This is a genomic window from Clostridium nigeriense, from assembly GCF_900086595.1.
Classification (GTDB): Bacteria; Bacillota; Clostridia; order Clostridiales; family Clostridiaceae; genus Clostridium; species Clostridium nigeriense.
The window spans coordinates 1,585,514-1,606,969 of sequence record NZ_LT575472.1 but is presented as its reverse complement, the minus strand read 5'-3'; the positions used below and the strand labels follow the sequence as shown (position 1 = coordinate 1,606,969).

26 protein-coding genes are annotated in these 21,456 nt (G+C 27.7%); 3 read left to right on the top strand and 23 right to left on the bottom strand.

All coding sequences use genetic code 11. The features are described 5' to 3' along the window. Positions 1–12: 12 nt before the first annotated feature. Both BN6774_RS07585 and BN6774_RS07580 read left to right on the top strand, forming a co-directional pair. Positions 13–594 (top strand): chromate transporter, encoded by a 582-nt coding sequence (locus tag BN6774_RS07585; RefSeq protein WP_066892086.1) that lies wholly within the window; start codon positions 13–15, stop codon positions 592–594. Then, entirely contained in the window at positions 587–1,150 is a 564-nt protein-coding gene (locus BN6774_RS07580; RefSeq protein ID WP_066892083.1) for a chromate transporter, read from the top strand. The genes BN6774_RS07585 and BN6774_RS07580 overlap by 8 nt, the downstream gene beginning before the upstream one ends. A gap of 92 nt (positions 1,151–1,242) precedes the next feature. Here BN6774_RS07580 and BN6774_RS07575 read toward each other — a convergent pair whose 3' ends face one another. The 15 genes from BN6774_RS07575 to BN6774_RS07510 all read right to left on the bottom strand — a co-directional run bounded on the left by BN6774_RS07575 (position 1,243) and on the right by BN6774_RS07510 (position 14,477). Then, positions 1,243–1,668, bottom strand: coding sequence for a hypothetical protein (locus BN6774_RS07575; protein WP_066892080.1), 426 nt, complete (start codon positions 1,666–1,668; stop codon positions 1,243–1,245). A gap of 11 nt (positions 1,669–1,679) precedes the next feature. Next, complete coding sequence (locus BN6774_RS07570) at positions 1,680–2,591, bottom strand: PucR family transcriptional regulator (RefSeq protein WP_066892077.1); 912 nt, start codon at positions 2,589–2,591, stop codon at positions 1,680–1,682. A gap of 84 nt (positions 2,592–2,675) precedes the next feature. Further along, positions 2,676–3,293: a DUF4004 family protein gene (locus BN6774_RS07565; RefSeq protein WP_066892073.1), complete on the bottom strand. Its 618-nt coding sequence runs from the start codon at positions 3,291–3,293 to the stop codon at positions 2,676–2,678. Then, on the bottom strand, positions 3,278–4,081 hold the full coding sequence (locus tag BN6774_RS07560) for a hypothetical protein (RefSeq protein WP_066892070.1): 804 nt from the start codon (positions 4,079–4,081) through the stop codon (positions 3,278–3,280). The genes BN6774_RS07565 and BN6774_RS07560 overlap by 16 nt, the downstream gene beginning before the upstream one ends. A gap of 10 nt (positions 4,082–4,091) precedes the next feature. Further along, complete coding sequence (locus BN6774_RS07555; RefSeq protein ID WP_066892067.1) at positions 4,092–4,754, bottom strand: hypothetical protein; 663 nt, start codon at positions 4,752–4,754, stop codon at positions 4,092–4,094. Between the two features lie 179 nt (positions 4,755–4,933). Continuing rightward, a complete protein-coding gene (locus tag BN6774_RS07550) occupies positions 4,934–6,169 on the bottom strand; it encodes an NAD(P)-dependent oxidoreductase (RefSeq protein WP_066892064.1) in 1,236 nt (411 codons plus the stop codon). Between the two features lie 37 nt (positions 6,170–6,206). Beyond that, on the bottom strand, positions 6,207–7,415 hold the full coding sequence (gene hydF / locus BN6774_RS07545) for a [FeFe] hydrogenase H-cluster maturation GTPase HydF (RefSeq protein WP_066892061.1): 1,209 nt from the start codon (positions 7,413–7,415) through the stop codon (positions 6,207–6,209). Positions 7,416–7,425: 10 nt separating this feature from the next. Further along, positions 7,426–8,802 carry a [FeFe] hydrogenase H-cluster radical SAM maturase HydG gene (gene hydG, locus BN6774_RS07540; protein WP_066892057.1) on the bottom strand — a complete coding sequence of 459 codons (1,377 nt, stop codon included), beginning with the start codon at positions 8,800–8,802 and terminating at the stop codon, positions 7,426–7,428. A 25-nt stretch (positions 8,803–8,827) separates the two neighbouring features. Then, positions 8,828–9,937 (bottom strand): [FeFe] hydrogenase H-cluster radical SAM maturase HydE, encoded by a 1,110-nt coding sequence (gene hydE, locus BN6774_RS07535; RefSeq protein ID WP_066892055.1) that lies wholly within the window; start codon positions 9,935–9,937, stop codon positions 8,828–8,830. 28 nt (positions 9,938–9,965) lie between these two features. Beyond that, positions 9,966–10,217, bottom strand: coding sequence for a TM1266 family iron-only hydrogenase system putative regulator (locus tag BN6774_RS07530; RefSeq protein WP_066892052.1), 252 nt, complete (start codon positions 10,215–10,217; stop codon positions 9,966–9,968). A 446-nt stretch (positions 10,218–10,663) separates the two neighbouring features. Next, positions 10,664–11,053, bottom strand: a complete 390-nt coding sequence (locus BN6774_RS07525; RefSeq protein WP_066892049.1) for an NUDIX hydrolase — start codon at positions 11,051–11,053, stop codon at positions 10,664–10,666. 97 nt (positions 11,054–11,150) lie between these two features. Further along, the gene (locus BN6774_RS07520; RefSeq protein ID WP_066892045.1) at positions 11,151–11,930 is read right to left on the bottom strand and encodes a YdcF family protein; all 780 of its coding nucleotides are present in this window, start codon (positions 11,928–11,930) and stop codon (positions 11,151–11,153) included. Between the two features lie 130 nt (positions 11,931–12,060). Then, positions 12,061–12,195: a clostri-philic family protein gene (locus tag BN6774_RS18955; RefSeq protein ID WP_268873132.1), complete on the bottom strand. Its 135-nt coding sequence runs from the start codon at positions 12,193–12,195 to the stop codon at positions 12,061–12,063. Between the two features lie 62 nt (positions 12,196–12,257). Continuing rightward, a complete protein-coding gene (locus BN6774_RS07515; protein ID WP_066892041.1) occupies positions 12,258–12,674 on the bottom strand; it encodes a DUF3785 family protein in 417 nt (138 codons plus the stop codon). A 45-nt stretch (positions 12,675–12,719) separates the two neighbouring features. Beyond that, positions 12,720–14,477: an SUV3 family DEAD/DEAH box RNA helicase gene (locus BN6774_RS07510; protein WP_066892039.1), complete on the bottom strand. Its 1,758-nt coding sequence runs from the start codon at positions 14,475–14,477 to the stop codon at positions 12,720–12,722. 233 nt (positions 14,478–14,710) lie between these two features. Between BN6774_RS07510 and BN6774_RS07505 the strand changes: the two genes are divergently transcribed. Continuing rightward, a complete protein-coding gene (locus BN6774_RS07505) occupies positions 14,711–15,247 on the top strand; it encodes a hypothetical protein (RefSeq protein ID WP_066892036.1) in 537 nt (178 codons plus the stop codon). A gap of 130 nt (positions 15,248–15,377) precedes the next feature. On the opposite strand, the gene BN6774_RS07500 is transcribed toward BN6774_RS07505, so the two are convergent. The 8 genes from BN6774_RS07500 to BN6774_RS07465 form a co-directional block, all read right to left on the bottom strand. Then, positions 15,378–16,268: a patatin-like phospholipase family protein gene (locus BN6774_RS07500; RefSeq protein ID WP_066892033.1), complete on the bottom strand. Its 891-nt coding sequence runs from the start codon at positions 16,266–16,268 to the stop codon at positions 15,378–15,380. A 182-nt stretch (positions 16,269–16,450) separates the two neighbouring features. Continuing rightward, positions 16,451–16,807, bottom strand: coding sequence for a 50S ribosomal protein L20 (gene rplT, locus BN6774_RS07495; protein ID WP_066892030.1), 357 nt, complete (start codon positions 16,805–16,807; stop codon positions 16,451–16,453). Between the two features lie 27 nt (positions 16,808–16,834). After that, on the bottom strand, positions 16,835–17,032 hold the full coding sequence (rpmI, locus tag BN6774_RS07490; RefSeq protein WP_016206790.1) for a 50S ribosomal protein L35: 198 nt from the start codon (positions 17,030–17,032) through the stop codon (positions 16,835–16,837). 20 nt (positions 17,033–17,052) lie between these two features. After that, complete coding sequence (infC, locus tag BN6774_RS07485) at positions 17,053–17,565, bottom strand: translation initiation factor IF-3 (protein WP_066892027.1); 513 nt, start codon at positions 17,563–17,565, stop codon at positions 17,053–17,055. A gap of 276 nt (positions 17,566–17,841) precedes the next feature. Continuing rightward, positions 17,842–18,153, bottom strand: coding sequence for a rhodanese-like domain-containing protein (locus BN6774_RS07480; RefSeq protein WP_066892024.1), 312 nt, complete (start codon positions 18,151–18,153; stop codon positions 17,842–17,844). Between the two features lie 51 nt (positions 18,154–18,204). Continuing rightward, the gene (locus BN6774_RS07475; protein ID WP_066892021.1) at positions 18,205–19,506 is read right to left on the bottom strand and encodes a homoserine dehydrogenase; all 1,302 of its coding nucleotides are present in this window, start codon (positions 19,504–19,506) and stop codon (positions 18,205–18,207) included. 139 nt (positions 19,507–19,645) lie between these two features. Further along, a complete protein-coding gene (locus BN6774_RS07470) occupies positions 19,646–20,593 on the bottom strand; it encodes an ABC transporter permease (RefSeq protein WP_066892018.1) in 948 nt (315 codons plus the stop codon). After that, positions 20,593–21,456: ABC transporter permease (locus tag BN6774_RS07465; protein WP_066892015.1), on the bottom strand; the 864-nt coding region annotated here is incomplete at its 5' end. The genes BN6774_RS07465 and BN6774_RS07470, both read right to left, overlap by 1 nt.

Here is a 21,456-nt window from a genome sequence, read left to right as displayed (position 1 = left end):
GGGAGGATAATTATGAATTACAAAAATTTAAAACTATATTTTTCGCTTTTTAAGGTTACATTTTCTGTTAGTTGTTTTAGCTTTGGTGGCGGTTATGTTATTATACCTTTACTTCGAAAATATTTAGTTGAAGACATGAAATTATTAACTAACGATGAATTATTAGATATGGCTGCTGTTGCTCAGTCATCTCCTGGTGCTATTGCTGTTAATTTATCATCCTTAATAGGATATAGATTACTTGGTAAACTAGGAGCTATAATAACGTGCATAGGTACTGTTTTACCACCATTATTAATACTATCAGTAATTTCTATATTTTATGAAGCATTTAGAAGCAATACTGTTATATCTGCAATTTTGAAAGGAATGGAAGCTGGGGTTGCAGCTACTATTGTGGATTTAGTTATAGATATGAGTCAAGATGTTTTTAAAGAAAAAAACTTTCTTTTATCTATTTTAGTTCCCTTTTCCTTTGTAGCTAGCTTCTTTTTTAATGTAAATGTGCTTTTTATAATCCTATTGGGAGCAGTTCTTAGTTTTGGACAAGCTTATATTAAAAAAAGAAGGTTGGGTGATATTAGAAATGATTAAACTTCTTATAACTTTATTTATTACCTTTTGGCAAATAGGTTCCTTCAGTATAGGTGGTGGATATGCAATTATGCCACTTATTCAAGAAGAAATAGTTAATAAATTTGGTTGGTTAACTATTCAAGAATTTACTGATATAATTACTATTTCACAAATGACTCCTGGTCCATTATCTATTAATGCCTCTACTTTTGTTGGAATTAGAATTGCAGGAACCTTAGGTGCAATAGTTGCTACATTTGCTTGTGTTATTACCGGAGTTTTTCTTTCTATATTTTTATTTAACTTCTTTAAAAAGCATAATGATGTAGAGGAAATTTCAAATATTTTAAAAGGGCTTCGTTCAACTTCTATCGGTCTTATTACAGCTTCTGCCTCAACAATAATTATAATAGCTCTTCTTGGAAGGAGCACATTGCAAGGAAGCTTAAATAACTTTAATATAATAGCTGCAATAGTTTTTTCTATTTCTCTATTCTTATTACGAAAATATAAATTTAATCCACTAACAATAATTTTAATAACAGGATTTTTAGGTTTATTTTTCTATATATAAAAAAAATAAAATATCATATTAACTTAGACTATATTTTAGAAAGTCTTAAGTAATATGATATTTTTATAAATATAATATATCTTTTACTATAATTAATCAAATTTTATATTGGAACTTTCCTTAATATATATTGATTTAATTCCAGTTATTTCTTTATACTCTTTTTTACCTATTCTATTTCCAACATGATTTAAGTGTAGTATCTTTTCTCCATTTACTTCTTCAACTTCAAAAGTAAATATACCATCTCCCGCATACATCTTTTTCCCTTTAATACTGAATCCTGAAACTCCATTTTTTCCATCTTTTCTACTTTCATAAAATTTCCCTCCTGATAATTGTATATAATCTAGAGAGTTTAATTTATCTATGGGTTTTTCATCATAACGAATATCACTTCCAGTATAAAGATACCATTTACCATTTAAATCAATAGATGCTGATTCTCGAAAAAATATAAATACTCCAATAGCTAAAATCAATATAGTTATAATTAACCATATAATCCTTTTCTTCATATACCCTCCTTTTAATAAATCACTTTACTATTCATATATAATATGTATAAAAAGGTTGCTTCCTTAAAATTACGTATATCAAATCCAGTTTCTTTCTTTATTTTTTCTATCCTATACATTAACGTATTTCTATGAATGTATAAATTTTTAGCTGCTTTTGTCAAAGATAAATCACATTTTAAAACTTCTTCTAAGGTTTGGATGAGTTCATGATTAAATCCATTAAATATATCTCTATACTCTGACATTAAATCTTGAGAGTATTCCTTAGACAAGTTAAATATTGCTCTTTCTAAATACATTTCTTTTATATTATAAACTTCCGGTTTAATTTTAAATTTGTTGCCAATATTCAAAGCTTGTACAGCTCCTCTATATCCTTTAATAAACCCTTCAAAGCTTTTATCTAAATTAGCTATACTGACTTTAGCTTTTACGCCTAAAACCTCATCTATAGTTCCTTTCAAAGATAAAGCATGATCTAATTCCTCTTCTAAATCTCCTAAAATTATTATTCTATCATATATTTCTCCAACATATACTTCACCATTATCATAAGTATTATTTACTATATCTAAAGCCTCATTTTTATTATTAACTTCTATAAGTAATAGTTTGCTGGCATTTTTAATAATGTTTTCTTCTAAAGCATCCCACTGCTTTTTACCTTCTATAAGCTCTTCAATAATATTTTCATTTATTATTAACTTATTAATAAGATATTCAACCATAGGTATTAATTTTATATTATCTTGCTCTAAAGTTATTTTAAATGCTTTTCCATTTACAAAGAATCTTCTTGTAATACTAGACTCATTTAATGGTAAATTATCAAATAATTTATTATTTCCATCATCTAATACTCTAAGTTTTAATTTTGTTTCTTCACATAAGTCCTTTAATAATTCTACTATTGCTACCATATATACATCACCCTTTTGTAAATCCTTTTCAATATCTATTATATATGAAAATTCAAAATATTAATATATAAAAAAAATTATAGGTTACCCTATAATTTTTTTTATTTCTTCTATTAATTTACTAATATTAATTCTATCTACTTCTATAGCTTGATTATCTTCAAATATATTTACTTTATCAACTATTAAGTAATAGTAACAAACTCCAAACTTTCTCTTTATTACTAGCTCATACTCCTTATTATCTAATTTTTTATAGTCTTTATTAGCTAATAAAATGATTTCCTTAATTTCAGGAAGACTTAAACTTCCTAAATTAATAAGTCTTTTATATAAAAATAATGCAAAAATATTATTTTCTTCATATATTTCTTTTACATCAATTATTTCCTCAAATCTTAAAATTATTTCTTCGGAAATAATATTTAGCAAATATTTTCTGATTATTTTTATGTCCTTTATATTATTAGAAAATCTATAAGCTAAGTCATCTAAAGATGCCTCATCCTTTAATTCTAAAATTTTATTAACTCTTTCTATTATCTTCTCTTTCGGAAAAAATGTTTCTTGGCCTGTTGATACACTTTTCTTAATAAACCAATCTTCAGGTATTAGTTCCTTCCTTTTCCATCTGTAAAGTTGCCCGTAAGATATTCCTGTTAACTCTAAAAGTTCTTTTTTTGATATTAATTCCTCAAGCATAACTCTTCGCCTACCTTGCTATTTTTATCTACAGTTAGTTTTCCAGTATACTCTATTTTATCTATAGAGCAACCTTCTAAAATAGTTATATCCTGTCCTCTTACTATATTACATACAGTATTTTGTAATATTATTGTATCTCCTTCAATTAATTTTGAAAATACCTTCCCATCTACAATATCAATCCAGCCAGATTTTTTAATAATTATTTCACTTCCACCAATTTCTTCAATCCTACTAGTCCTCTTTGGTATTATTTCAATCTTATCTGCTGAGAGCAGTCCTTCTATTTTCACTTCTCCCTTATTATAAAAATTATTTCCTTCACAATTTCCTAACACCTTCATTGAACCTAATATATTAATATCATCAAATATTAAGTTCTTTTTTATTTTTACATCACCTAAAATTTTGATATTTTTTCCTATTAACCCTTCTGCTAAAGACATATCGCCTAAAATTTTTGCATTTTCTTTTACTTCGATATCTTTTTTCCCTTTAAAATCTCCTCTAACTTTTAATGATTCAATAATTCCTCTCCCATTTAAAGTAGTATCTCCATATATATTAAATTCTTTTAATTTTACATCATTATTAAAAGTTGAATCCCCCATTACTTTTACATTTCTAGCATCTACTTCGCCATTAAATTCTCCATCTCCCATTACAGTTATATCTAAACATTCTATATCTCCTAGTGAAGTACAGTTCCCCATAATTTTTATATTATTATACTTACCTGAACCAATGGTTCCATCTCCTAATATTTTTGTATCATAATCATTCATAACATATCTCCTATAAATATACTTTTTCTTTTATTTCAGATTTTCCAGTTATATTTATTTCACCAGTGTACTCTATTTTATTAAGTACACAGCCATCTCCAATTGTAATATTTCTCCCCCTTACAATATTACAATAAGTATTTTCTAAATATATTTCATCTGCTTCTATTTCATCACATATTAGTTTTGCATTTCTTTCTTTAGAAAAAAATAATAGCTTATAAATTGTTTTATTCTTTTTTACAGATACCTTTTCTCCACCAATTTCTTTTATTTCATTTACCTTTGATATATTTAAATCTAAATTATCTCCTGATAAAAGGCCAGATATTTTCATTCTTCCATCTAAATATAAATCTTCACATTGGCAATTTCCATTAACAAAAAGTTCTCCACTTACTTTTATATTATCAAAGCTAACTTCCTTTTTTGAATTTACTCTTCCATTAACCTCAAGAAACTTACCTTTAATTATTCCTTTAGTTTTGCAATATCCATTCACATCCATTTCATTACAACTTATTTTCCCTAAAGCTTTTGATTTCCCATTAACTTCAATTCTTTTTACACTTATATCTCCTTGGATAGTTCCTACTCCATCTATTGTTATAGCTTCGTACTGCCCCTCTCGTATACTTCCAATTCCTTCAATATTAATATTATTTTCTAACATAATTCCCTCCAACGTAACATTGTTACATTTACTTTTATAAATAATAATTTCATTTCACTTTTATACTATTTATATTATCGTAACATTGTTACATTGTAAATAGATTTTATAAAAATATATAATTTTCTAGATAATTAAAAGGCTGTCCGTAGGACAACCTTTTGTTAATATTTAAAATTTTATTTTATTGAAGTTAAATATTTTTCTATTTCTTCGGCTACTAATTTTGCATGAGTTGCTGCTTCTACAACAGTTTTGGCACCAGTTACTACATCTCCTGAAGCAAAAACTCCTTCTCTTGTAGTATGCCCAAATTCATCTGTTAGCAATAATCCCCACTTATTTGTTTCTAGACCCGTTGTATTTGATACTATATTATTCTTTGGAGATTGGCTTACTGCTATTATTATTGAATCACACTCAAATACGCCTTCTCTTCCATCAATATTTACAGTATTAATTTTCCCATTTTCATCTACTTCATTTTTAGTTTCGATATATTTTACACCTTCATCTAGTAATTCTATTGGAGACTTAAATAACTCAAAGTTAATTCCATCTGAAATAGCACCATCTAATTCAGCTTTAGTAGCTGGAATATTTTCCATCCCTTTTCTATAAAGTATTGATACTTCTTCTGCTCCATTTCTTTTAGCTGTTCTTGCTGCATCCATAGCAACATCTCCAGCTCCAATTACACAAACTTTTTTACCTAATTTATAGGTATCAGGTGATTTTAAATAATCAATTGCATAATGTACATGGCCTAAGCTTTCTCCTCTAATATTTAAAGTTCTTGGATTCCAAACACCTGTGCCAATAAATACAGCCTTATATCCATCATAGAAAAGCTTATCTAATGTAATTACTGGACCTATTAAAGTATTAGGTCTTATTTTTACACCTAACTCTATTAATCTTTCTTCATAATGGTCTAATATACTTTTGGGTAATCTAAACTCTGGAATACCGTATCTTAATACCCCACCAATCTTATCATGAGAATCAAATAACGTAACCTTATATCCCTTTTGAGCTAATATAAAGGCAATAGTTATTCCAGCAGGACCTCCTCCTACTATTGCAATTCTCTCTTCTAAAGTATCCTCTTTTTCTAATCTTATATTTTCTAAATAGTACTTTGATATATGTCTTTCTATATCACAAAATCTTACTGGTTCATCCTTAATTCCTCTAATGCAATTCCCTTTACACTGAGCCTCATGAGGACATACTATTGAACAAACTAAAGATAATGGATTATTTTTAAATAGTACTTCTCCAGCCTTGGCTATTTGTCCTTCTTTAAATAAGTCTATAACCATTGGAATTGGAGTGCTTATTGGACAATTTGCTTGGCATCTAGGATTTTTACAAAGATAACATCTATTAGATTCTATAAGTAAATCTTTCACTTTACATCCCCCTTTTCTCCTTTGTTAAATTTAACTTTTATATTATATCATCAATATTAATGTTAAACAAAGATAAACTTCTTTCTAATATTCCATTTAAATATGCTAAAACTATACCGTAATTTGTTATAGGAACTTTTTTTTCTTTACATTCTCTTACTCTATTTAAAACAGTCTTTCTGTTAATCATACATGCCCCACAATGAATTATTAGGTCATACTTATCTATATCCTCAGGAAAATCATGAAATATACTATAATCATAACTTAATTCTGCCCCAACATATTTATTAATTAGCTTAGGTATCTTAACTCTACCTATATCTTCATGAGATACATTATGAGTACAACTTTCAGCGATTAATATTTTGGAGTTTTTATTTAATGTTTTTATTTTAAATGCTCCTCTTATAAATTCTTCAAAATCACCTTTTTGTCTTGCAAATAACATTGAAAAACTAGTTAATTTAATATTCTTTGGAACAATTTTATCAACTTCTTTAAAAGCTTGAGAATCTGTTATTACTAAATCAATATCCTTTATATCCTCTAAAGCTGACTTTAATTCAGTATCTCTTACAACATAACTCTTAATTCCATGATCTAAACAATCTCTAATACATTGTACTTGAGGTAATATTATTCTTCCCTTTGGAGCCTCTGAATCAATTGGAACTACCATTATTACTTTGCTATTATAAGGAAGTAAATCACCTACTATAGGTAATTCATCTTCCTCTTCCTTTAAAACTTTAATTATATTTTCCCTTAACTCTTCAATACCTTCTCCAGTTAATGAAGATAAAAATAAATATTCTTTATATTTTTCTTTTAGTAATAATAATTCTGATTCACCTAGTCTATCTATCTGATTAATAACTACAATGTATGGTATATTATATTTTTTAAAACTTCTTTTTACATTTTTAAATTCTTCTAAATCTATATCTATAGCACTTAACACATATATTGCTACATCCGTTCTTTTTAATACATCTAATGTCCTTTTGGCTCTTATTTTACCAAGGCTACTTTCATCTCTAAATCCTGCCGTATCTATGAATAAAACTGGTCCTACAGGTATTAGCTCCATAGCCTTTTGAACTGGATCAGTAGTAGTTCCTTCTTTCTCAGAAACTAAAGAAACTTCTTGACCTAAAAATTTATTAATTAAAGATGATTTTCCAGCATTTGTTTTACCATAAATGGCAATGTGCTTTCTATTTGCATTTGGTGTTGAATTCATTTAATACCTCCTATAAATATAGGTCTCTTTCACCTGCTTTTAATCTCTCTAAGTTCTTTTCTAGTAAATCTTTAATGTCTTTTCTCTTAATTCTTTCTTTTTCAATTTTTATAACTTCTTCAGCTTTTTCTAATATTTCCTTGTCACCATAATCTATTGCAAATTCTAGAAGAGTTGTCATTGCATTTGGCTCACAAACATTTTGAATTTCTCCACTCTTTGCAAGCTTCATAAATCTTTCTCCAGTTCTTCCTCTTCTATAGCAAGCTGTACAATAACTTGGTATATATCCATCATCTAAAACTGATTTAATAACTTCTAAAGGCGTTCTGTCATCTGAAGTCTTAAATTGAAGAGTTTCTCTTCCTTCTTCCCTTTCTTTATATCCACCAACTCCAGTGCTTGATCCAGCACTTATTTGAGATACTCCATATTTTAATAGCTCTCTTCTCATTTCTGCTGTTTCTCTAGTAGACATTATTATTCCTGTAAATGGAACTGCAATTCTTATAATTGCTACCAACTTTTTAAACATTTCATCATCTACTAAATGCGGGAATTCTTGTAAGGTCACTCCTGATGCTGGCTTTAATCTAGGCATAGATATTGTATGGAATCCTACACCATATTTATCTTCTAAATGCTTATTGTGCATCATAAGTCCTATAACTTCGAATTTAGGATCAGCTAGTCCAAATAATACCCCAGCACCTACATCATCTATTCCTGCTTCCATAGCTCTATCAAAAGAAGTTAAATGATAATTATAATCGCCTTTTAATGATTTAGGATGCATATTATCGTAAGTTGGCTTATGATAAGTTTCTTGGAATAAAATATATGTTCCTATTTTTGCATCTTTGAGTTTTTTGTAATTTTCTACAGTTGTAGCTGCTATATTTACATTAACTCTTCTTATTTCTCCGTTATCATTTTGAGTTTCATAAATAGTTTTTAAACACTCTAAAACATAATCTATAGGTGCATTTACTGGATCTTCTCCAAGCTCTAAAGCTAATCTTTTATGTCCCATTTTTTCTAATATCTTAACTTCTTCAGATACCTCTTCCATAGTTAATTTTCTTCTACAAAAATCATTAGTTCTCTTATATCCACAATAAACACAATTATTTACGCAATAATCACTAACATACAATGGAGCAAAAATAACTATTCTTTTCCCATAAATAGAATCTTTTATTTCACCAGCTAATTTAAAAATTTCATTTAAATCATCTTTATCTTCAACTTGTAGTAATATTGCAATATCTTCATAAGATAATCCATCTCTTTTTTTAGCTTTTTCTAAAACCGCCTTAATATCTTCTCTTGTAGCTCCTTTAGCATTTTCTAAAATTCTTTCAATATACTCATGATCAATAAACATATAAAACACCCCTACACTTTAAAAATTATATTAATTGTATATTTTCAAGTTGAATATTGCCTTTAGCAACTTTATAGTGGCCATTATCTTTAGCCCATGCTATATTGTCTCCTCTTGTAACTTCAACCTTAAAACCAGCTTTGTTTATTCTTCCTTCAATACATTTTCTGCACTCTGCAGCTTCATCTCCTGTACATATCTTTCCATCATATAAAGAATATTTTTCTCTTACACTTGTAGGAGAAAGATTCGGCATTACTACATTGCCTCCAGCCTTAATACCCTTTTCTCTACCAATTGGATCTATACTTCCAAGAGCAGTAGTAGATGGTAATAGGACATTTGGAAGTAATAATCTAACTAATGCAAGCATAGTCGTAGTCATTTCTACAGTTCCAGCTTTTTCATCCTTTAATGGTGTATCCTTATGTGGTATAAATGGACCTATTCCACACATATGAGGTTCAAATTCCTTTACAAAAAGTAAATCATTAACTAAATCACTATTACTTTGATTAGGAAGCCCAACCATAAATCCTGCCCCCACTTGATAACCAATTTCCTTTAAATCTCTTAAACATTTTCTTCTCTCCTCAAAACTTGCACCTGGATGAAGAGATTCATAAAGCTCTTTAGTTGCTGTTTCATGTCTTAAAAGATATCTATCAGCACCAGCTTCAAACATTTTTTGATATGATTCATAGCTTCTTTCCCCTAAGGATAAGGTAATAGCATTTTTAGGATATTTCTTTTTTATTTCTTTAATTATTTCAATCATTCTGTCATCTGTAAAATAATCATCTTCTCCACCCTGAAGCACATAAGTCTTATATCCAAGTCTATCACCGATTTCTACACATTCTAAAATATCATCTAAGGTTAATCTATATCTATCTGCATCTTTATTTTCTCTTCTTATTCCACAGTAAATACAATTCTTTTTGCATATATTAGTAAACTCTATAAGCCCTCTCATATATACAGTATTTCCATAGCTTTTCATTCTAGTTTCATGTGCTTTTTCAACTAAATATTTTTTATCAGCTTCTGTTAAATTGTCTAGTAAAAATAAAAGTTCCTCCCTGCTAGCATTATTTTCATTGTATAACTTGTCTATAATATCTTTAATTTTCATATTATACCTCCATAATAATGTTAGTAGGCTATTCCCCTACTTCCTTTTTACTTATAGCTGTTTTTACCGTTACACCTTCTATATTCCCTAATTTTCCCGTTAAGCTATTAATTTCATTTAAACTTCCTACTACAACTATTGAAATAATAGATGTTTCATTTTCTAAAGGTATTCCCATTCTTCCTTTAATACTACCTCTGAAGTTTGCTACAACCTCATTAAACATTGAGTTACACTTACTAGGTTCTTCTAAAATTGCACTTATTACGGCTATTTTCATTTCTATCCCCCCAAAATTAATATCCAAAGTCATTAAGTCTATATAAAGATATAAAAAATATTTTATAAAGAAAAAAAGCCTATTTTCTTAAAAGAAAATAGGCTTATATATTAATAATAAAAGATATGATTGCTCTCTAAAATAAGCTATGACATGATAATCATAACCTTTATTATTAATACACTATTTCTATTCTCTTTCAAATCAGATTTCTCTTTTTTGTTAGACAACTTTTTTATTTAACTTCTAATGAAATCAAATGAGTAAAGATATCTTCTCTAAACAAATGATTTATTATTTATATTTACATCATAAGTATTATATATGTCTATGTCAATAGTTAACTTTTTATCAATTAAAAAGAGCGATATATAATCTTACTCATAATTTGGATTTTCCAAATCATAATCCCATTACATATCACTCTTAAAAATTAAAGGAAACTTTTAATACTTATTTACATAAAGTGAAATTTTCTCTTTTTCCCCATCTGCTAAATCATAGTTATTCACTTCTTTTAAACTAACCCACTTTCCTTCAGCTATATCATTTCCATATACAACTTTTTCTTTAAGTTCTCCTATATAAACTGATGAAGCTTCACCCAATGTTTCATCAATGATAGTTTCTCCTATCTTTTCGATATTAAAAACTATAGATTTTAAATCATCTTTAACAGCCCTTGCGATACACTTTTCTTCTGTTTCTCTTCCCTTAAGTTTTCTTCCTACAGTGTACCATAATATTGGTTGATTTTTTTTAGTTTTTCTTCTCACTAAAAAAATGTTATTAAAATCATCTTTAATAATTATAGAACATTCTGTAATCTTATTCATTATTTTTCCCCCTAAAGCCTATTCTCTTATGTTTTATTTTTATATAAATAATTTATCTAATGTTTATATTCTACATAAAGCAAAATTTACCTTCATTTTAATAAATTTTCTGTATAATTTCTATTAAAAAATATTTACCTATTGCAAAAAATTCTCTTGAATACATAACTGGCATTAAAAGTGGTAAAGTTCTATTAGTTAAAAAGTTACTCTTTTCATAATCTAGGCTTTTAGCAATTAAATTGCTTCTAAAAGCATGAAAATCTGAAGTAATTATTTTTACATCTATATCTTCAATATCTTTATGCGTAATGTTTTCTAGTATTTCTTTGGAAAACATTAAATTTTCTCTTGTATTAGTAGATTTATCTTCTTTAATTATTTCTTCTTTTATCCCACTTTTTAATAAGTATCTTTTCATAGCTTCAGCTTCAGATATATCTTCTCCCTTTCCTTTTCCACCAGAAACTATGATTTTGATATCTTTATTTTGACTATTTATATAATCAATTGACTTTTCAAGTCTTTCAGATAAAGTTAAACTAGGAGTTTCCCCCTTTACTCCTGCTCCTAGTATAATGATATAACTTGAATATGCATCATTATTCTTTGGAAAAACTATTATTATAGCTTCAATAACTATAAATATTATTATTCCTATTGAAATCAAAAACCTAAATATATTTACTACTGCTTTTATTTTTCTATTTTTACTTATAATTTTACTAGCTTTATTTTTTATAAAATGATAGATAATAAATAAAATACCTATAACTAAAAAAAATTCACTAAAAGTTATTTTACCAAATATTAAGTTTATTATTATGACATACAAAATCATAATAATACCTAGTATTATATTAATATATTTTTTCAAAGCTACACTCCTCTCATTCTTACTACCATAAATATTACCATAATTTTGTATTTTTATTACTAATAAAAAGCATTTGTAATTTTTTCTTAAATATTAAAAAACAAAAAAGAGCTGCTTCACAGCTCTTCTATTAAATTGGATTTCCATCAAAATCTGTATACTCAGATTTATTTTTATCATTGCCTACATTATTTTGATTTTTATGCAATCTTTGTCTTCTTTGCCCTTTTTGCTTTGGAGTTTCTGTTTTTGTATTCTTTGGCATAACAACACATCCTTTCAAATGTATTTTATACCCTTATAAAATTTTAATACGTATACTTTACATTAAACTTCAAACTCTTCTATTTCAACTGCATAAGTACCACAATGTTTACATACTATTACAGTTACCATATAACTCTTATCTACTATTCCTTCTCTATTTAATCTAGTAAAGGATTTTTTATCATATTCAGAGTCTATACTACTAGTTACAAAATTATTATCTTTACCATAAACATAAAAATAATATTCTAAGAAGTCAAATACTTTCTTTTTTTCTTCCTTACCAGCTTTACAGTTACTACAGCAACTTTCATAATATGCATTTTGAAAATCAACTTCATCACTATTTTTAAGTAATTCTAATATTTTATTAGGATCTATTCCTTTAAGTTCTTGCTCTTCATCATTTACAAAATACTCTAAATTATCTTTTCCTAAAACATATTCTTTTTCATCAAAACTAAATATATATTCCATTTATCTCTTCCTTTCAGGATTGGTTTTAGTACATTATACCACAGATTATAGCCTAATTAGTATTTCATTTATGTCTTCACTTACTTTAATTCTTTCCTCATATATCCATTTAAAATCAAATTCTAGTTTAAATACCTTACAAAATGAGTAATACATATTTATTCTTTGATAGTATATTTCTAGTTCGTCTAAATTTCCCTTGAAGCATTGAGGTTTACTTATAGTTTTGTTTTTTAATATAAATAATTCTTCCACGTATCCTAAGAAGGTTTCCATAAGTTCATCTTTAGAAATATCAAAAGGAATTTTTAAAAGCTCCCATTGTATTTTCTCTTTCAATTTATATTTTTTAATTCTATCTAAAATAATTAAATATTCATTTATATCCATTTTTCTATAATAATCTAAAACATCTTCTCTAGTAGCCCATAACGCTAATTTTTCATTTAATGGTAAACTTTTTATATTTAATATTGCTTCAGATGGTCCTAATACAGCTTTTCTTATTAGTTTATCCTTTTCTTCTAACTTTTCCTTAATAAATTTTTGATTATCTCTTACTGTAGCTACATATCCAATTTCATATATCCCTTTTCTTCCAGCTCTTCCTGCAACTTGCTTTACTTCCTGAGATGTTAAACTTCTTATTTCTTCTCCATCAAATTTTTGTATATCTAAGAAAATTATTCGTTTTATAGGTAAATTAACTCCCATTCCTATAGCATCTGTAGTTACTAGAATCTTATTTTCTTTATTAATAAACATATCATATTGTTTTCTTCTTACTTCTGGAGGTAAATCCCCATAAATTATACTTGTTTTTATCCCTTGCTCTGAATATTGCTTAGCAATTTGTAGAACTTTCTTCTTAGAAAATACAACTATTGCATCCCCTTCTTCCACATAACTATAACTGAAGTTTTTATCTTCTACTTCTAAAGGAATACTTCTTTTATATTCTTTAAATTCATATTCATCATTACAATCTTCTAATATTTTTTCTATTATTTCTTTAGCATTTAAGGCTCCACAAATATGAAGTTCATTACATCTTAATCCTAATAATGCTCTAGTCCAAGCAGCACCTCTTTGGGAATCATCTATCATTTGAATTTCATCAATAATAGCAATATCATATTCCTTTTTTATATCTACTTTTTCTATTGTACATGAAGTATGAGTTGCAACTTCTTTTATTATTTCCTCTTCTCCAGTTAAAAGATTACAGATTATATTACTATTATTTAACTTTTCATAATTCTCTAAAGCTAATATTCTTAGTGGAGATAAGTACACTCCTTGTCTTGCTTCCTTTAACCTTTCCATAGCTGTAAAAGTCTTTCCTGTATTAGTTTCACCTAGATGAATATAAACTTTTCTTTCTATATTCCTTGCTAGTTTATACTCATCCTTAGGATTTTCAGGAAAGTTTTCTTCAAATTCTTTTGAAACTATCTTAGGTATATGATGCTTTGTCAATACTGACATAAATCCTGAGTTAATAAAACTATTGTAATTTCCCCTAATAACTTGGTAAAAGTCAAAATCAGTATTATTTTTTTTATTATAATCATCTAATAGTCTTTTAGAAATATACTCTAGAAGCTCTTCGTATCTTTCCCTAACATCTGAATATTCTTTTAAGCCCTCCTTTTCCATGTCTATAAGTTGTCTTATCTTCTTCCTAAGAGAAGATTCCTGCTCTATTAAAGCACCTACCTTTGAATTATGAGCAATTTCCTCTATATGATTAATTTGAGATTTTAATTTTTTAAATTCTCTTTGCATTGCATTTCTCTTCAAATCATCACCTCTTCATTATATACTATAATAAATTATATCATTTATATATTTCTATTTTTACTTAAAAGCTCATAGATTATTATATTTCATTAATATTTAATTAATAATTTATATATAATCTATTAATGTTTTTAATATTTTTTATATATTGTTAAGGATATATTAAGATTTATATTATATAATCATATATGTATTTATCTTTTCATTATATTATTGGAGGATGATTTTTAATTATGAACAAGAAAAATATTTATTTAGTATTTTCTAATACTGGAACAATGTTAGCAAAATGTATTAATTATTATACAAAAGATAAATATGTACATGTATCCTTAAGCTTTGATGAATCTTTTAAAAAAATGTATTCATTTGGACGAGTATTTCCTAGTAATCCCTTTATAGGAGGTCTAGTTGAAGAAAATCTAAAGGATGGCGTATATAAAAAGTTCCAAAATAGTCAATGTATTATTTATAGAGTTCAAGTAAGTAATAAACAATATCTTCTACTAAAAGAAGAACTTGAAAAATTCTTAAAAGATCAAAAAAAGTACAAGTATAGCCTTCTAGGATTAATAGGGGTAATAATAAATAAACCTATAAAAAGAAGTAATAGATATTTTTGTTCTGAATTTGTTTCTCACTTACTAATTAAAAGTAATATTTATGACTCAGATAAAATCCCTAGTCTAACTAAGCCTAGCGATTTATTAAATATTAACCAAAAAGAATTTATATATGAAGGCTTAACTTATGAATATAAAATAAGCTAAAGCTAATGGCAATTATATTATATTTATTTAACTCAAAGTTATAAAAAATGGACATACGTAAACTTATTATTCACCAATTTACTAGTCATAACAAAGTTACGTGTGTCCACTAAAAATTAAAGAAATACTGTTATATAAGCTTCTTAATAGATTTATATAACTTATATAACCTTGGATACTTTTCTTCTTCTTCTGTTTTCATCTTATATTCAGTAATTTTCATAATAGGTTCCATAAGTCTTATAGTATCTTCATATCCCTCTTTTATCCTATTTTTTTTTGCTTCATCATTTAGATTTAATGTCCCATTAATTACACTCTCATTTAAATTTCTAGGATAAAGCTCAATGATATGAGTATTTGGATACAAGGCTCTATCTATCCTAGCTTCCTTGGATAATAAGACAACAATAATTATATCGCATCCCTCTCCATATACTGGTTGAATAGGTGTATTATCAGAAATCCCCCCATCAATATATTTTTCTCCCATTACTTCCGTTGCTTCATATATTAATGGTAAAGATGCTGATGCTATCACAATATCTTTTCCTAAATTCTCCTCATAGTCATTTACTTTAAAATACTTAACATTGAAATTAGGTAATTCAGTACATGCAGCATAACATATTTTATTATTTCTTTTAACATTTTCTATATTTAAATACTTATCTATAATCTCTTTTGCACCATCTTTAGATACTGCTCCTTCTTCAATCCTTTGATTTAAATACTTTTTTGCAATATTTAAATTTTTACTACCTATTACAAGTCCTATTCCTCTTTTTAATAAATCAAGTTTGCTTATAGGAATAAGCTTCTCTATGGTTACTTCTTCCCATAAAGCTTCAGCAGCTTCTAAATTATCTTGAGCAAATAAAACAGCATTAAATGCACCTATTGACGTACCAGAAAAAACATCTATGTATCTATCAACACCTAGGTCCTTCAACGCCTTCCAAACCCCAAGCTCATAAGCACCTTTTCCTCCGCCCCCAGACAAAACTAACCCTATCTTCATACTAATCCCCTCTTTATGGCATATGTTACTATTATTTATTATATCTCTATTATACCCTCTTTGTTCTTTTATTTTTTTAACATTATGTAAAAATTTCTATTGTAATTTCTTAAATAATAAAAAAGTCTATAAAACAGATAATTCTGTCCTATAGACTACTCTTACAATCTATTAGTTATAAACTACTTTAAAGAATTCTTTGCTAATTCTACTAAATCAGCAAATGCCTTTGGATCATTTATAGCTATTTCAGATAACATTTTTCTATTCATATCTATTCCAGCTAATTTGATTCCATTCATAAATTTTGAATATGAAAGTCCGTTCATTCTTGTAGCTGCATTTATTCTAGCTATCCAAAGTCTTCTGAAATCTCTCTTCTTTAATCTTCTTCCTACGTAAGCGTTTCTTAAAGCTCTTATTACTGATTCATTAGCAGTTTTGAATAATCTGCTCTTTCCACCGTAATAACCTTTAGCAAGCTTCAATACTTTTTTATGATTCTTACGTGAATTTACCGCTCTTTTAACTCTAGCCATGTTTAATCCTCCTAAAAAACCTTTCTATTATAGGTATGGTAATAATTTCTTCATTGCTTTTTCTTGAGTAGTTGAAACATAAGCTGCTTTTCTTAAGTTTCTCTTTCTCTTTGAACTTTTCTTAGTTAATATATGACTCTTAAAAGCTTTAGCTCTTTTTAGTTTTCCAGTTCCAGTTTTCTTAAATCTTTTTGCTGCACCTCTGTGGGTTTTCATTTTTGGCATGATACTAATCTCCTCTCAAGTTATGCTTTTTTTGGCCCTAAAACCATTGTCATATTTCTACCTTCATGTTTTGCAGGCTTTTCAACTACACAAACATCTTCTAACTTAGAAACAAAATTTTCTAAAATCTTTTGTCCTATATGTCCTAATTGTGCTTCTCTTCCTTTAAATCTAACTGTTATTTTAACTTTATCGCCGTCTTCTAAAAACTTTCTAGCATTTTTTGCTTTTATTGCGATATCATTTTCTTCAATAGTTAAACTACATCTTATTTCCTTAAGTGTAGTTACTTTTTGCTTTTTCTTTGCTTCTTTTTCTTTTTTAGATTGCTCATAAATATACTTTCCTAAATCCATTATCTTACATACTGGTGGATTAGCTCCTGGAGAAATCATTACTAAATCTAATTCTTTCTCTTCTGCTAAATTTTGAGCCTCCTTTGTCGGAACTACGCCTAATTGAGCACCATCTGCATCAATTAATCTAACTTCCTTAACTCTTATTGCTTCATTACAAGTAAAATCCTTACTTATATCTGGTCACCTCCAAAATTTTAAATAAAAAACACAACAAAAATAGAGGACATATTATGCCGTCCTCTAGTACTTATAAAAAACTAGTTGTATAACTAGTAATTATTACAAAACCAATTACCCTACTAAGCTTTGCCGTAAGGTGAGAAACGGCTGTTTCTACTTAAATACATCACTTATTTTAACATGCCTATTTATTCTTGTCAAATTTTTTTACATTTTTATTTTATACAAATATTTTAAATTATATACAATAGTTATTAATTACAATAAATATTATTCAATTTCACCATTAAAGTCTAATATCCCACCTCTTAAATTATATAGGTTATTAAAGCCTTCTTCTTCTAAAAAAGTACATGCAACACTACTTCTTACTCCTACCTTGCAATATACTAAAATAGGTTTATCTTTATATTCTTCTAATTCTCCTACTTCCCATTCTATTTCTTCTACTGGGATATTTATTGAATTTACTATTCTTGACTCTTTAAACTCATTAGGTCTTCTAACATCTAAAATAACTAAATCTTTATTGTTTTTTATTAAATTTTCTGCTTGATTACTATTTATTGATTTTATACTCATTTTTTTCTCCTATGTTTCTTCTATTATGTAAGAATAAAAATGCGAGCATTTTTATTCAAAATCTTCCATTCTAATTAAGTTATTTATCTTATATACTGAATTTAACTTACATACACTTTCTAGTGCTTTTCTTATATTCCCTTCTTTACAAGTGTGAGTAACTAATACTAGTGTAACTTTATTTTCATTTTCTAACTCTAATCCCTTTTGTATAACAGATCTTAAACTAACATTTATTCCTCCGAAAACAGAAGTTATTTCTCCTAGCACACCTACTCTATCTTCTACTGTTAATCTAATATAATACTTACTATTGATCTCATTAATATCGTAAGACTCCTTTTCCCACAAGTTGTTCTTAACTACTGGGTTTAAATTATATATATCTACATTACTTCTCAATATAGATACAATATCTGAAACTACTGCACTTCCTGTTGGTAAATCACCTGCACCCTTTCCATAAAACATTAAATCACCTACAGCATTACCTCTAATCAAAACTGCATTAAATGCATCATTAACATTAGCTAAGGGATGAGTTTCTGGTATCATAGTAGGATGCACTCTAAGATCTAAGCTTCCCTCATTATCTTTTACAATAGCTAGAAGCTTTATTACTCTTTTAAATTCTTTTGCATATTCTATATCTATAGACTCTATTTTAGTTATACCTTCTCTATAAACATCTTCCACTTTTATTTTAGTTCCAAAAGCTAAAGATGATAGTATAGCTAGTTTATATTGAGAATCATATCCCTCTACATCAGATGTTGGGTCTGCTTCCGCATAACCTTTTTCTTGTGCTTCCTTTAATACATCATTGAAGTTTAAACCATCATGATCCATCTTAGTTAAGATATAATTTGTTGTTCCATTTACTATTCCATATAACCTCTCAACTTTATTAGCTGTTAAACTTTCATTTATTCCATTTATTATTGGAATACCTCCTGCTACACTTGCTTCATAATGGAACATAACCCCTTCTTTATCCGCTTTTTCAAAAAGCTCATCTCCACCAGTTGCAAGGAGCATTTTATTTGCTGTAACAATATGCTTTTTTCTTGCCATAGCCTCTAGCATATATTCCCTTGCAGGTTCTATCCCACCAATTACTTCAATTACTATTTTTATAGAATCATCTTCTATAATATCATTAAAGTTTGTAGTTAGTATTTCTTTGGGAACTTCAAAACCCCTATCTTTATTCTTATCTCTTACTAGTATTTTGGCTACCTCTACTTCGTAACCTGATCTTTTCATTATTTCTTCTTTGTTTGAATTTAATATCTTCCAAACGCCACGTCCAACATTGCCTAGCCCCAACAAAGCAATTCTGACCTTTTTCATTTCAATTCCCCCTTAAATTTTATATTGCTTATTGCTTAATATATACATTATACTAATTTATTTCTAAATTTGCTATTATTACTTCTATAATTAAATATAAAGAGGTTGTTAAAAACAACCTCTTTATAAAAATATTTATTTATCTTTTCCCTGCATCAAAAGGTTCTCCAGCTGCCTTAGGAGCTTGAGATGATTTTGAAAATAACACTAATGCTATTAAAGTCACAACATAAGGGAATATTTTTAATAAAACACCTGGTATTTGAGCTAATGATGGTATTGCTTGTGATACATTAGCAATAGTAGATGCAAATCCAAAGAAGAATGTTGCTCCTAATATTCCAAGTGGTCTCCACTGTCCAAATATTAAAGCTGCTAAGGCTAAGAATCCAAGACCAGCAACACTTCCATTAAATTCTCCAGCAAAAGTTAAAAGCATTATAGCTCCACCTAAAGCTGACATACCACCTGATATCATAACTCCTAAATATCTCATTTTAAACACACTAACTCCAGCTGCTGCAGCTGCTTGAGGATGCTCACCACAAGCTCTAAGTCTTAATCCAAAGCTTGTTTTATATAATATAAATATACTTAATATTAAAATTAACAATACTAACCATGTAGTTATATAAGTCTTGGTGAAAAATAGTGGACCAATAACAGGAATTTCAGACAATACTGGAATATCCTTTGGAATAAATCCATTAGTAACTCTTATATTACCACTACCAGTAATATTTCTTGCTAAAAATATAGTTAAAGCTCCAGCTATCATATTTATAGCTGTACCACTAATAACTTGATCTGCATTTAAATTTATACTTGCAAAAGCATGTAGTAATGAAAATAAAATTCCAACTAACACTGCTACTAAAAGTCCTATCCATAAAGCTCCAGCTACACCATTTGCTTGTAATTTAGAAACTGTTAAAGCCCCTGCAAAAGAACCTACTATCATCAGTCCATCTAATCCTATATTTACAATTCCACTTCTTTCGCAATAAAGTGCTCCTAAAGCAGTTATAAGTAAAGGAATTGTATAAGAAATTGCATATGGAAAAACTTGCTCAATTATACTCCACATTATTTTTCCACCACCCTTTCATTTGAATTATCTTTTTTTCCTTTATTTTTTGATTTCTTAAACCACTTAATTACCTTATCCATAACCATACTAGTTGCTGCAAAGTATATTATTGTAGCCATTATAGTATCTGCAAGTTCTGGTGGTACTTTTACAGCAGCATTCATAAATCCTTTACCTACATAAAGTACTCCAAAGAATAATGATGAGAACATAACTCCAATTGGATTACTTGCTCCAAGTAAAGCAACTGCTATACCATCAAAGCCTTGGCTTGGCATAACTCCAATTTGCATTATGTTAGCATTACCAGTGTATTGTATTGCTCCTGCAAGTCCTGATAAAGCTCCTGCTATCATCATTGAAATAACAATATTTCTATTAACAGGCATCCCTGCATATTCAGCACCAAATCTGTTAAATCCACCTGCTTTTAATTCATATCCTAAAACAGTCTTATTTAAAATAAACCATATTATTAAAACTGTTATTATTGCTAAGAAAATCCCTAAATTTATATATGAACCTTTAAATATGTCTGAAAGCCATTGTACTTTTAAAGTAGCTGCTTCTGGTAGCATTTTAGATTCAGTTTCTAAAAATTCTCCTTTAAAATACTGTGGAACCATATAATAAACTATCCAATAAGCTATCCAGTTCATCATTATAGATGATACTACTTCATGAACATTAAATTTAGCTTTTAATATTCCAGGAACTATTCCCCATATTGCACCGCCAAGAATACCCACAAGTACTACTACTGGTACTAATATTCCTTTTGGTAAGTCTAAAGTTAACCCTGTAGCTATAGAACAAAATCCTCCAAATAGCATTTGTCCTGGAGTTCCTATATTAAATAA